Below are 12,260 nucleotides of genomic sequence, written 5' to 3'. Positions count from 1 at the left end.
GTGAGCACCGCCACGCTCGAGCAGCCGCCGGCCGCGGAGGCCGCAATCCAGTCGTTCACCGTGACCTTCCTGATCCGTCGCTTCGACCCCGACGTCGACACCGAGCCGCGCTGGCAGGACTTCGACGTCGAGATGTACGCGACCGACCGCGTGCTCGACGCGCTGCACAAGATCAAGTGGGAGCAGGACGGCTCGCTCACCTTCCGCCGCTCGTGCGCCCACGGCATCTGCGGGTCCGACGCGATGCGCATCAACGGCCGCAACCGGCTCGCGTGCAAGACGCTGATCAAGGACCTCGACATCTCGAAGCCGATCTACGTCGAGGCGATCAAGGGCCTGCCGCTCGAGAAGGACCTCATCGTCGACATGGAGCCGTTCTTCGCGAGCTACCGCGAGGTGCAGCCCTTCCTCGTCGCGAGCTCGACGCCCGAGGCCGGCAAGGAGCGCGTGCAGTCGGTCGCCCAGCGGGCGATCTTCGACGACACCACGAAGTGCATCCTGTGCGCCGCGTGCACCTCGTCGTGCCCCGTGTTCTGGACCGACGGCCAGTACTTCGGCCCGGCCGCGATCGTGAACGCGCACCGCTTCATCTTCGACTCGCGCGACGACAACGCCCAGACCCGCCTCGACATCCTCAACGACAAGGAGGGCGTGTGGCGCTGCCGCACCACCTTCAACTGCACCGAGGCGTGCCCCCGCGGCATCGAGGTGACGAAGGCGATCGCCGAGGTCAAGCAGGCCGTCATGCGCGGCAAGCCGTAACCACGCAGCATCCTCGAACGGGGGCCGGTCGCCTGAGGCGACCGGCCCCCGTTCCGTTCTCTGCGGCTCGCACGAACGACGGATGCCTCGCCGGGATCGCTCCCGGCGAGGCATCCGCGATCAGTGGTTCAGTTCTCGCGACGACGCAGGCCGCGCGCGACGGCGGCGGCGCCGATGGCCGTCATGAGCACCGCGAACGGCAGCATCAGACCGGTCTCGACGCCCGTCTCCGCGAGGCCGGCGGGCTTCGACGGCTCGTCGGGCTCGGTCACGGGCGTCCGGGCGTCATCGCAGTTGTTGTCGGGGTTCGACTCCCAACCCGGCCCGTCGGCGAGGGTCACGACCTCGTCATCGTCCGGCGGGTACTGCTCGCTCGCCACGCACGCGTGGTTCAGCAGCTCCGTGGGCACGGGCTGGCCGAGATCCCCGACCGTCACCTCGAAGGTGATCGTGATGACGTCGCCCGGGAAGATCCACCCCTCGTGCTGGACGGAGAGCATGCCGTCGGTCACGTCCACCTCGCCCCATTCATCGGGGTTCGGCGAGATCACCGCCGAGCCGTCGACGTAGGTCACGCCGTCCGGGAGCGTGTCGAACACGAAGCTCCGATACGCCGGATCGGCACCCTCGTTCGTGATCGTCAGCGTGTAGGTGATGACGTCGTCCTCGCCCGACTGGACGGGTTCGTCGTTCTCGGTGGCCTCCTCCTTCACGAGCACGAGGTCGATGTCGATCACCGGGTGGTCGACGACGCACGGGTCGTCGCTCTCCTCCACCGGGCATTCGCCGCCGGGTCCGGGCGTGACGACGTTGTGCAGCAGCTCGCCGAACACGCCGTCGGCGACCTCGACGGTGTACGACACCGACGCGGACTCACCGGGTTCGAGGTCCGGGATGTCCCACGTGAGCACGTCGTCCACCGGGCCGGACAACCCGTCGCCGAGGTCGACGATGGTGCCGTTGTCGAGCACGTCCGAGACGTCGTCGAACGCCTGCGCCCCGGTCACCGTGGCCTCCGAGTCGTTGACGGCGTGGAGGGTGTAGATGATGAGCTCGCCCGGCTCGACCGTCTCACCGTCGGTCGGGTCGGAGGACTTCCGCAGCTCCCAGTGCGGCACCGGCGGGCACGGCTCGACCGTCACCGTCGCATGCAGGTCGTGCTCCACGTTGCTGTCGGTGCGATGGACGGTCACGTCGTACGTTCCGGGTGGGAGGTCGAACTCCATCGTGAACTCCCCGTCGGGGTCGGTGAACGTGTGCTCGTCGACGACGACGTCGCTGCCCGATTCGGTGATCGTGATCGTGTACTCGAAGTCGAACAGCAGGCCGGTCAGCGAGACCTCCACGGCCGGCGGAACGCCGCCCGGCTCGATGCAGGGAGCAGCGGTGACCGTCAGCTGGGGCAGGCAGTCCTCCTCACCGGTGAGCTCGGTCTTCGTCGTGTTGAGCCCGGGGAAGTGCTGCAGCTCGCCCTCGGCGTCGAAGTAGTCGAACGCCGGGATGACGTCCTCGAGGCCCTGGTGCAGGGAGTGCGCGTGGCCGCCCGAGAACGGGTCGCTCGGGTCGCCCTGCGGATCGATGATGGACCGCACGCTCGGGCTGATGAACACGAAGGGGTTCGATTCGCTCGCGGTGGCGTGGCAGATCGCGACGTGGTCGTTCCACTCGGGGACGGTCGTGACGGGCGGTCCGCCGTTCTCGTCGGCGGCCGGCGCGAGTTCCTTCGAGACCGTCCTCGTCGTGGGAGCCGCCGCTTCGTCGGGCTGCGAGGCGACCGCCTCCTCGGGCGCGGCGGGCTCGGGCTCGGCGGGCTCCTCGGGCGCCACCGGATCCTCGGGGGCCGCGGGTTCCTCAGCGGCGGGCTCGGGTTCGGCGGGCGGGGCCTCCGGTGCCGGTGCCGCTTCGGGTGCCGGCGGCGCCGCCTCCTCGGGCTCGGCCGCCGGCGCGGGAGCTGCGGCGACGACCGCCGGCTCGCTCGCGATCGCGGGATCGGCCGGGACGGCGTCGTCGGCGAACGCCGCCATGGGCGCGCCGAAGACGACGAGGGCGCCCACGGCGAGCCCCGCGAGGGAGGCGCGAAGCCGGCCCCTCTCGGAACTCCGGGCGCGACGGACAGGCGGGTACTGAGGCATGACAGCTCCAAACGTCGGGTACGGGTAAGGGAGCCGGCTCGGGTAGTCGGGTCAGCACCGCCAGTTTCCTCCTCGCGGCCCCACGAAAACAAGAATTCCTCACGCTTTGTCCCCCGAACTCGGGCCGGGGCGGAACAGCCGATCGGGGCACCGTGCCGGGCCTGCGCGATCGAGTTCCGGGACCGCCCCTTCGGAGACATCCGCCCGCCGTTCGAGCCGTGCGACGGGGTCGCTGCGCTTCTCGCTATCGTTGGCATCGTGAGTGAGCGAGCCCCCCGACGTCGCGCAGCGTCGACGCCGAACCGCGGCGACGCGAGCCGCCGGCCCGAGGGCGCCGTGGACGCCCCGGGCGCCGATGGGTCGACGCCGGACGCCGGGCTCAGCGCGAAGGAGCGCTTCGACGCGCTCAGCCAGCCGCTCCGCGATCGCTTCGAGGAACCGATCAGCACGGTGTCGACGATCACGAAGAAGACGATGGCGCTGTTCCCGGTGCGGGTGTGGCGGCACTTCCTCGCGCGCAACGGCTTCCTGCTCTCGGCAGGTCTCAGCTACCAGGCGCTCTTCGCGGTGTTCGCCGCCGTCTACGTGCTCTTCGCGGTCGCCGGCCTGTGGCTCACGAGCAACCCCGAGACCCTCCAGGCGCTCATCAAGCTCGTCAACACGTTCGCACCGGGTCTCATCGGCGAGACGGAGGGCGCCGGCGTCATCTCGAAGGACGAGCTCACCTCGATCGTCACCGTGTCGAGCGGCGTGCTCGGCTGGACGGGCGCCATCGCCGTCATCGGCTTCATCTGGACGGCCATCGGCTGGATCACCTACGCCCGCCTGGCCGTGCGGAGCATCTTCGGACTGCCGAAGGACACCCGGGCGTACGTGCTGCTGAAGGCGCGAGACTTCCTCGCCGGCCTCGCGTTCGGCGGCGTGCTCATCATCGCGTCGGTGCTGTCGGTCGCGACGACGTCGTTCGTCACGTGGCTCTTCGACCTCCTGAACGTGCCGAACGCCGACGGGTGGGAGGCGTTCACCGTGCGATTCGGCACCCTGTTCGTCGTCTTCGTGATCGACACGCTCGCACTCGCGGTCATGTTCCGCTTCCTCTCCGGCGCGGCGATGCCGTGGCGCCGCATGTGGGTCGGTTCGCTCCTCGGGTCGGCCGCGCTGTCGGCCATGCAACTGCTCAGCGGCCTGCTCGTCTCGGGCGTCACGAGCAACCCGCTGCTCGCGACGTTCGCCGTCTTCGTGGGACTCCTGCTCTGGTTCCACCTCACGAGCATCGTGATCCTCGTCGCCGCCAGCTGGATCGCCGTCGAGGCCGCCGACGCGAACGAGAGCCTGCGGCTCGTCACCGCCGAACAGCTCGCCGCTGAGGAGCGACAGCGCGAACGCGAGGCGCTGCTCACCGCCGCACGGGTCCGGGTACGGGTGGCACGCGGTGCGGTCGCCGACGCGAGATGGTTCGAGCAGCTCGGCGCGAAGCGCCGGCTCGCCCGCGCCGAGCAGGAGCTCGCCGATCTCGAGGCGATGCCCGACGGCGCACCGTCGGCCGATGGCGTCGGAGGGCTCCCGTAGGATCGAGTTCATGCCCTCTGCGAAGCCCCTCCGTCTCGCCAGCGTCAACGTGAACGGAGTGCGTGCCGCATTCCGGAAGGGCATGGGCGAGTGGCTCGCCGGGCGCGACGTCGACATCCTCGCGCTGCAAGAGGTGCGCGCGTCCACCGAAGACCTCCAGGGCCTGCTCGGCGACGAGTGGGACATCCTGCACGACCCCGCGACCGCGAAGGGTCGGGCCGGGGTCGCCATCGCGAGCCGCCGACGCGCGCACATCCACCGGGTCGAGCTCGGTGCCGCCGACTTCGACAGCGCCGGCCGCTGGCTCGAGGCCGACTACGAGGTCGGCGACCGCGTCGTCACGGTCGTGAGCGCCTACGTGCACTCCGGCGAAGACGGCACCCCCAAGCAGGTCGAGAAGTACAAGTTCCTCGACGCGATGGAGCAGCGCCTGCCCGAACTCGCCGCGCACTCCCCCCTCGCCGTCGTCGTCGGCGACCTCAACGTCGGCCACCGCACCCTCGACATCAAGAACTGGAAGGGCAACGTCAAGAAGGCCGGCTTCCTGCCGACCGAGCGCGCCTACTTCGACCGGTTCATCGGCGCCGAAGACGACCCCGCCTACAACGCGGGCGCCGGGCTCGGCTGGGTCGACGTCGGCCGCCGCGACGCGGGCGAGGTGCCCGGCCCGTACACGTGGTGGTCGCAGCGCGGCAAGGCGTTCGACACCGACACCGGCTGGCGCATCGACTACCAGCTCGCGACCCCGGCCCTCGCCGAGACGGTCGTCTCGTACGTCGTCGATCGCGCCGCGGCCTACGACGAGCGATGGTCCGACCACGCTCCCGTCGTCGTCGACTACGCCATCTGACCTGCTCTCCACTTCTTCCTGAGGACCTCCATGAACAACAACCGTCCCATCGTCTTCTCGGGCATGCAGCCCTCGAGCGACTCGCTGCACCTCGGCAACTACCTCGGCGCCCTCGTGAACTGGGTCGCCATGCAAGACGAGTACGACCCCATCTACTGCGTCGTCGACCTGCACGCGATCACCGTGCAGCAGGACCCGAAGGCGCTCCACGACAACGTGCGCCGCACCGCCGCGCAGTACCTCGCCGCCGGCGTCGACGTCGAGCGGTCGACCCTGTTCGTGCAGTCGCACGTGCCCGCACACACCGAACTGGCGTGGGTGCTCGGCACCATGACGGGCTTCGGCGAGGCGAGCCGCATGACCCAGTTCAAGGACAAGTCGAGCCGCCACGGCGCCGACGCGACGACCGTCGGCCTGTTCACCTACCCGGTGCTCATGGCCGCCGACATTCTGCTCTACGACACGCAGTTCGTGCCGGTCGGCGACGATCAGCGCCAGCACCTCGAACTCACCCGCGACATCGCCGGGCGGTTCAACTCGCGCTACGGCGACACGTTCGTCGTGCCCGAGGCGTTCATCGCGAAGGAGTCGGCGCGCATCTACGACCTGCAGGACCCGACGGCGAAGATGTCGAAGTCGGCGGCCTCCGAGGCCGGACTCGTGAAGCTCATGGACGACCCCGCGGTGACCGCGAAGAAGTTCAAGAGCGCGGTCACCGACGCCGAGCGCGAGATCCGCTACGACCCCCAGACGAAGCCCGGTATCTCGAACCTGCTCGACATCTACGCCTCGCTCTCGGGCGAGTCGATCGCCGAGCTCGAGGCCCGCTACGCCGGTCGCGGGTACGGCGACCTCAAGAAGGAGCTCGCCGAGGTCGTCGTCGACCGGCTCACGCCGATCCGTGCGCGCACGCTCGAACTGCTCGAAGACCCGGCCGAACTCGACCGACTGCTCGCGATCGGCGCCGACCGCGCCGCAGAGCGCGCCGAGAAGGTGCTGCGCGACGTCTACGACCGAGTCGGCTTCGTGCGGAAGCGCTGACATGCAGCCGATCACCCTGCGCACGCCACGGCTCGTGCTCGACCTGCCCGTCGCCGGCGATGCCGAGCGCGTGACGCGGTACTGCAAGGATCCGCTGTTCGAGCAGTTCCTCACGACGCCGTGGCCCTACACCGACGCGCACGCCCGCGGATTCCTCGAGGAGTACGTGCCCGGGGCGTGGCAGGCGGGCACTGAACTGACGTGGGCGATCCGCGCCGAGTCGGGCGGCCCGCTGCTCGGCGTCATCGGCCTGCGCACGGGTGCCCGAGAGGTCGGCTTCTGGCTCGGCGCCGATCACCGCGGCTCCGGGTATACGGCCGAGGCGCTCCTCGCGGTGTGCGACTGGGCCTTCGCCGAACTGCCCGGCACCGATCGCATCACCTGGCGGGCCAACCGGGGCAACGTCGCATCGGCGATGGTCGCCCGGGCCGCCGGCTTCCGCAACACCACGACGGAGTCGACGACCGTGCCCGGTCGCGACGGGGTCGACCTGCCCGGCTGGTCGGCCGAGCGCGGCCGCCTGCCCGAGGCCGACGCCGTCGCGAGCTGGCAGTCCCTCCTCGGTGGGGTGACCGCAGCCGGCGGTGCCGCGTGACCGCCGACGAACTCCGGCACGAGCCCGGTGCCGACGATCCGGGCGCAGGTTCCGAGCCGAGGTCCCCGCTCGTCCTCTTCGATCTCGACGACACGCTCATGGCCCACCGCGAGGCGGTCGCCATCGCCATCGTGCTGCACATGCGGGAGCGGGCATACACCGGGGACGACGTCTCGGCGCAACAGCTCTGGCACGAGCTCGAGGAGCAGCACTACCACGAGTACCTCGCCGGGCGGGCGACCTACGAGGGGCAGCGCCGGGCCCGCGCGCGCGACTTCGCGCTGGCTCACGACGACGAACTCGACGACCTCGCCGCGAGCGCCTGGTTCTCCCGCTACTTCGAGCGCTACCGCGAGTCGTGGTCGCTGCACGACGACGCCCTTCCCGCCCTCGACGCCGTCGAGGCGGCGCTGCCCGGCGTGCGGTTCGGGGTCATCACGAACGGCGAACTCGACCTGCAGCTCTCGAAGCTCGATCGGCTCGACCTGCGTGACCGGTTCGAGCTCGTGATCGCCTCCGGCGAGGCCGGTGTTGCGAAGCCGGATCCGGCGATCTTCGAGCTCGCGGTGGCCCGCTTCGACGACGTCGCACCCGTCGGTCGTGCCGCCTACGTCGGCGACCGGCTCGTCACCGACGCGATCGGGGCGGCTCGCGCCGGCCTCGTCGGCGTCTGGCTCAATCGCACCGGCGCGCGCCCCGAATCCGGCGACGCCGCGGCGGCCTCAGAGGCGGGCGTCGTCGAGATCGCCTCGCTCGCCGAGCTCGCGACCGTGCTCGGCCGGCACCTGGCCTGACCCGCGGTCGGCGCCCGGCACGAGAGTGGGCCGGGCGCACCCCCATGCGCCCGGCCCGAGAACCCACCGTAACCTGCGGTGGGAGCGTTCGACGTCAGATGACGTCGTCGTCGACCCAATCGAGGGTCTTCGACACGGCCTTCTTCCAGTTGCGATCGAGTCGTTCGCGCTCGGCATCGTCCATCGCGGGCGTCCAGCGGCGGTCCTCCTGCCAGTTCTGCGCGAGCTCGTCGAGGCTCGACCAGAACCCGACGGCGAGGCCCGCGGCGTAGGCGGCGCCGAGGGCGGTCGTCTCGGCGACGACCGGCCGGACGACGGGAACGCCGAGGATGTCGGCCTGGAACTGCAGCAGCGTGTCGTTGGCCGTCGCGCCGCCGTCGACCCGGAGCTCGGTGAGGTCGACTCCGGCGTCGGCGTTCACGGCCTCGATCACATCGCGGGTCTGGAAGGCGATGGCCTCGAGCGCGGCGCGGGCGATGTGCCCCTTGTTCACGAACCGGGTGAGCCCGACGAGCGCGCCGCGGGCGTCTGGTCGCCAGTACGGAGCGAACAGCCCCGAGAACGCGGGTACGAAGTAGGCGCCGCCGTTGTCCTCGACCGAGTTCGCGAGCGCCTCGACCTCGGCGGCCGACGAGATCAGGCCGAGATTGTCGCGCAGCCACTGGATGAGCGAGCCCGTCACCGCGATCGATCCCTCGAGGGCGTAGTGCACCGGCTGGTCGCCGAGCTTGTAGCCGACGGTGGTGAGCAGCCCGTTCTTCGAGTGCACGATCTCCTCGCCGGTGTTGAAGATGAGGAAGTTGCCCGTGCCGTAGGTGTTCTTCGCCTCACCGGTGGCGAAGGCGGCCTGCCCGAAGGTCGCCGCCTGCTGGTCGCCGAGGATGCCGGCGATGGGGGTCTCGCGGAGCAGCGAGTGCTCGTTCGCGACGCCGTAGACCTCCGAGGACGACTTGATCTCGGGCAGCATCGATCGGGGCACGTCGAACGCGGCGAGGATCTCGTCGTCCCACTGCAGGGTTTCGAGGTCCATGAACATGGTGCGGCTCGCGTTCGTCACGTCGGTCGCGTGCACGCCGCCGTCGACGCCGCCCGTGAGGTTCCAGAGCACCCACGTGTCGGTCGTGCCGAACAGCAGGTCGCCGGCCTCCGCCTTCTCGCGGGCACCCGGCACGTTCTCGAGGATCCAGACGACCTTCGTGCCCGAGAAGTAGGTCGCGAGCGGCAGGCCCACCTTCTCCTTGAACCGCTCCACGCCGCCGTCGGCCGCGAGCCGGTCGACGATCGCCTGGGTGCGGGTGTCCTGCCAGACGATCGCGTTGTACACGGGCTCGCCGGTCGTCCTGTCCCAGACGACCGTGGTCTCGCGCTGGTTGGTGATGCCGACCGCGGCGATGTCGTGCCGGGTCAGGTTGACCTTGCCGAGGGCCTGGCCGATCACCTCGCCGGTGTTGCGCCAGATCTCGGCCGGGTCGTGCTCGACCCAACCGGCGCGGGGGAAGATCTGCTCGTGCTCGAGCTGCCCGGTCGAGACGATCGATCCGGCCTTGTCGAAGATGATCGCGCGCGACGAGGTGGTGCCCTGGTCGATCGCGAGGACGTAGTCAGCCATCTGAGAACTCCGTTGCTGTCAGTGAATGGTGGGGGTGGGGTGGATGACCCGGGGTCAGCCGAGGACGGGGAGCAGCACGAGTGCCGCCCAGCCGGCGAGGACGCCGCCGATGACCGGGCCGACGACGGGCACCCACGAGTACGACCAGTCCGAGCCGCCCTTGCCCTTGATCGGGAGCAGGGCGTGCGCGATGCGCGGGCCGAGGTCGCGGGCGGGGTTGATCGCGTAGCCCGTCGGGCCGCCGAGCGACGCGCCGATGCCGATCACGAGGAAGGCGACGGGGATCGCGCCGAGCTCGGCCGGGGTGCCGCCGTTCGTGAAGCCGATGATGACGAACACGAGCACGAAGGTGCCGATGATCTCGGTGACGAGGTTCCAGCCGTACGAGCGGATCGCGGGGCCGGTGGAGAAGACGCCGAGCTTGTTGCCGGCCTCGGGCTCCGCGTCGAAGTGCTGCTTGTACGCGAGCCAGCAGATGACCGCGCCGATGAAGGCGCCGACCATCTGCGCCGTGATGTAGGTCGCGATCGACGCCCCGTCGATCGGGACGCCGGGGACGAAGTCCGTCTCACCCTTGCCGAGGAGGTTCGCCGTGAGCCCGAGCGTGACCGCCGGGTTGAGGTGGGCGCCGGACGAGTACGAGACGATGACGCCGGCGAAGACCGCGAGGCCCCAGCCGATGTTCACCATGAGGAACCCGCCGTTGTGGCCCTTGTTCCTCGCGAGCGCGACGTTGGCGACGACGCCGCAGCCGAGCAGCACGAGCATGGCGGTGCCGACGACTTCCGAGAGGAAGACGAGACCGAGATTGTCCACGTTGACCTTCTTTCAAGAGGGCGAGCGGATGCCTCCATCCGCCCGTTTCGAACCGCGGGCCGCGTTCGGCCCCGATGAAACGTACCCGTCGGAATGCCCGGTGCGAGGCGTTTCCACGTGCACATCCGTGCAGATTCGGCGTCCTTCGGTCGAGGAGGGCTCGACGGACGAGCGCCCGTATCGAGACCGCCGCTCCGCGGTCTCGATACGGCGCTCCGCGCCTACTCGACCGAAGCCGGAAGGCTCAGCCGCACCCCGTGCCGCTCGGCGAGCAGCGCCGTCGTCGCGGCGACCTCGGCGCTCACGCGCTCGGCGTCCCAGCCGAGTTCGGCGCCGACGATGCCGGCGAGCTCGGCAAGCAACGGGGCGGTGAGCGCGCCCGTGAAGGCCAGGCTCGTGCGACGCAGCACGACGTCCTGCAGGTGCACCACGCGTTCGTGGCGTACGAGCCAGGCGATCTCGAGACCGGTGTAGCCGGCGTTCCCGGCGAGCGGGGTCTCGGGCTCGCCCTCGATGTCGGCGAGGTACGCCGCCGCCCGGGTTCCGTAGCGCTCCAGCAGCTCCTCGGCACGGGCCCGGCCGACCTCGTCGCCGTGCGAGACGAGCCAGACTCGTCGTGCGTCGTCCGTCGAGGGGTAGCCGGCGCCGCCGCCGATCGCGAGCCCCTTGGTCGACACGACCCGCTCGCGGCCGAGCAGCGCGAGCACCTCGTCGGAGAGATGCTCGGCGAGGGCACGGAAGGTCGTCCACTTGCCGCCGACGAGGCTCAGCACGGTCGTGCAGGGCCGGTCCGAGGCATCCGCCCGTTCGATGCGGTAGTCGCGCGAGACGAAGCCGGGCTGGGTGTCGTCGTGGCGGGGCAGCGGCCGCACGCCGGAGAAGCGGTAGACGATCTGCGAGCGGTCGACCGCGATGGCTGGGAAAACGTGCGCGATGAGGTCGAAGAAGTAGTCGACCTCCGCCTCGGTGCAGATCGCGGGTTCGCGCATGTCGTGCTCGAGGTCGGTCGTGCCGACCATGACCCGCCCCTTGAGCGGGTAGATGAGGACGATGCGGCCGTCCTCGTGCTCGAAGAAGATCTCGCGGCCGGCGGTTGCGGCGAGGAGCTCGGGGTGGTCGAGCACGATGTGGGAGCCCTTGGTGCCGCCCATGAACCGGGTCTCGCGGCCGAGCTCGGCGTTCGTGAGGTCGGTCCACGGCCCGGACGTGTTGACGACGACGTCCGCGGCGACCGAGAACTCCTCGCCCGTCGTCGCGTCGCGCAGCCGCACGCCGGCGCTGTCGTGGCCGATCGCCTCGACGTAGTTCACCGCGCGGGCGTGCGCGCCGGCGGCCAGCCCGTCGAAGAGCACGTCGAGTGCGAGCCGCTCGGGGTCGTGCATGCTCGCGTCGTAGTAGGTCGCCGTGTACTTGACGCCCGGGTTCAGGGCGGGGAGCTCTGCGAGCGAGCGCTTCGCGCCGTGGAACCGGTGGCGCGGCACGGCGCCGCCGTCGCGCGAGAACGAGTCGTAGATCGTGAGCCCGGTCTTGATGAGCGCGGCGCCGCGCTCGGTGGGCTTGCCCGACTTGTGGGTGAGGAAGCGCAGCGGAGCGGAGAGGATGCCCGAGAAGGTCGAGAAGATCGGCACCGTGGTCTCGAGCGGCTTGACGTAGTGCGGGGCGATGCGGATGAGCCCGTTGCGCTCCTCGACCGACTCCTTGACGAGGCGGAACTCGCCGTTCTCGAGGTAGCGGATGCCGCCGTGGATCATGTGCGACGAGGCCGAGGACGCCCCGGAGACGAAGTCGCCGCGCTCGACGAGCACGACGTCGACGCCCTGCAACGCGAGGTCGCGGAACGTCGCGATGCCGTTGATGCCGCCGCCGATGACGAGCACGGCAGCCCGCGGGCGAGCCCGGAGGGCGGCGACCTCGTCGCGGGTGGATGCGGCACCGTCGAGCGGTGCCCGCCGGTGGTTCCGATTCGTCGAATGCGTCGACATCGCTGTCCTCTCGAGCGGGAACGGCGGGCTTGCATCAGCCTGCCCGGTGTGGATGAATACATCGTGAACACGGCAGAACGAACTTGCAAGGCGCGTGCACATACGTGCAA

10 protein-coding genes are annotated in these 12,260 nt (G+C 70.2%); 6 read left to right on the top strand and 4 right to left on the bottom strand.

From position 1 onward, the window contains the following. Window positions 1-762 carry a succinate dehydrogenase iron-sulfur subunit gene (locus AC3RJ7_RS10350; protein WP_491455752.1) on the top strand — a complete coding sequence of 254 codons (762 nt, stop codon included), beginning with the start codon at window positions 1-3 and terminating at the stop codon, window positions 760-762. A 128-nt stretch (window positions 763-890) separates the two neighbouring features. Here AC3RJ7_RS10350 and AC3RJ7_RS10345 read toward each other — a convergent pair whose 3' ends face one another. After that, window positions 891-2,816, bottom strand: coding sequence for a DUF7927 domain-containing protein (locus tag AC3RJ7_RS10345; RefSeq protein ID WP_491455751.1), 1,926 nt, complete (start codon window positions 2,814-2,816; stop codon window positions 891-893). Window positions 2,817-3,152: 336 nt separating this feature from the next. On the opposite strand from AC3RJ7_RS10345, the gene AC3RJ7_RS10340 reads away from it, so the two are divergent. From AC3RJ7_RS10340 to AC3RJ7_RS10320, 5 genes are read left to right on the top strand one after another with little or no spacing between them, the layout of a single operon-like run. After that, window positions 3,153-4,463 (top strand): YihY/virulence factor BrkB family protein, encoded by a 1,311-nt coding sequence (locus AC3RJ7_RS10340; RefSeq protein WP_491455750.1) that lies wholly within the window; start codon window positions 3,153-3,155, stop codon window positions 4,461-4,463. A 10-nt stretch (window positions 4,464-4,473) separates the two neighbouring features. Further along, the gene (locus AC3RJ7_RS10335) at window positions 4,474-5,313 is read left to right on the top strand and encodes an exodeoxyribonuclease III (RefSeq protein ID WP_491455749.1); all 840 of its coding nucleotides are present in this window, start codon (window positions 4,474-4,476) and stop codon (window positions 5,311-5,313) included. 30 nt (window positions 5,314-5,343) lie between these two features. Beyond that, window positions 5,344-6,354 carry a tryptophan--tRNA ligase gene (gene trpS / locus AC3RJ7_RS10330; protein ID WP_491455748.1) on the top strand — a complete coding sequence of 337 codons (1,011 nt, stop codon included), beginning with the start codon at window positions 5,344-5,346 and terminating at the stop codon, window positions 6,352-6,354. A gap of 1 nt (window position 6,355) precedes the next feature. After that, a complete protein-coding gene (locus tag AC3RJ7_RS10325; protein WP_491455747.1) occupies window positions 6,356-6,949 on the top strand; it encodes a GNAT family N-acetyltransferase in 594 nt (197 codons plus the stop codon). Further along, window positions 6,946-7,743 carry an HAD family hydrolase gene (locus AC3RJ7_RS10320; protein WP_491455746.1) on the top strand — a complete coding sequence of 266 codons (798 nt, stop codon included), beginning with the start codon at window positions 6,946-6,948 and terminating at the stop codon, window positions 7,741-7,743. Before AC3RJ7_RS10325 ends, AC3RJ7_RS10320 begins: the two co-directional genes overlap by 4 nt. A 94-nt stretch (window positions 7,744-7,837) precedes the next feature. Here AC3RJ7_RS10320 and glpK read toward each other — a convergent pair whose 3' ends face one another. From glpK to AC3RJ7_RS10305, 3 genes are all read right to left on the bottom strand, one after another. Further along, window positions 7,838-9,352 carry a glycerol kinase GlpK gene (gene glpK, locus AC3RJ7_RS10315; RefSeq protein ID WP_491455745.1) on the bottom strand — a complete coding sequence of 505 codons (1,515 nt, stop codon included), beginning with the start codon at window positions 9,350-9,352 and terminating at the stop codon, window positions 7,838-7,840. Window positions 9,353-9,406: 54 nt separating this feature from the next. Next, on the bottom strand, window positions 9,407-10,168 hold the full coding sequence (locus AC3RJ7_RS10310) for an MIP/aquaporin family protein (protein WP_491455744.1): 762 nt from the start codon (window positions 10,166-10,168) through the stop codon (window positions 9,407-9,409). A gap of 221 nt (window positions 10,169-10,389) precedes the next feature. After that, entirely contained in the window at window positions 10,390-12,150 is a 1,761-nt protein-coding gene (locus tag AC3RJ7_RS10305) for a glycerol-3-phosphate dehydrogenase/oxidase (protein WP_491455743.1), read from the bottom strand. Between the last annotated feature and the right edge of the window lie 110 nt (window positions 12,151-12,260).

Source organism: Agromyces solani, from assembly GCF_058349925.1.
The sequence above is the reverse complement of the archived record's forward strand: the minus strand, read 5'-3'. Positions and strand labels throughout refer to the sequence as shown.

What these genes read in the sequence shown, in the direction of transcription:
- AC3RJ7_RS10335 (WP_491455749.1), top strand. Translation starts at nt 4,474, where the DNA reads ATGCCCTCTGCGAAGCCCCTCCGTCTCGCCAGCGTCAACGTGAACGGA.
- trpS (WP_491455748.1), top strand. Translation starts at nt 5,344, where the DNA reads ATGAACAACAACCGTCCCATCGTCTTCTCGGGCATGCAGCCCTCGAGC.
- AC3RJ7_RS10325 (WP_491455747.1), top strand. Translation starts at nt 6,356, where the DNA reads ATGCAGCCGATCACCCTGCGCACGCCACGGCTCGTGCTCGACCTGCCC.
- glpK (WP_491455745.1), bottom strand. Translation starts at nt 9,352, where the DNA reads ATGGCTGACTACGTCCTCGCGATCGACCAGGGCACCACCTCGTCGCGC.
- AC3RJ7_RS10305 (WP_491455743.1), bottom strand. Translation starts at nt 12,150, where the DNA reads ATGTCGACGCATTCGACGAATCGGAACCACCGGCGGGCACCGCTCGAC.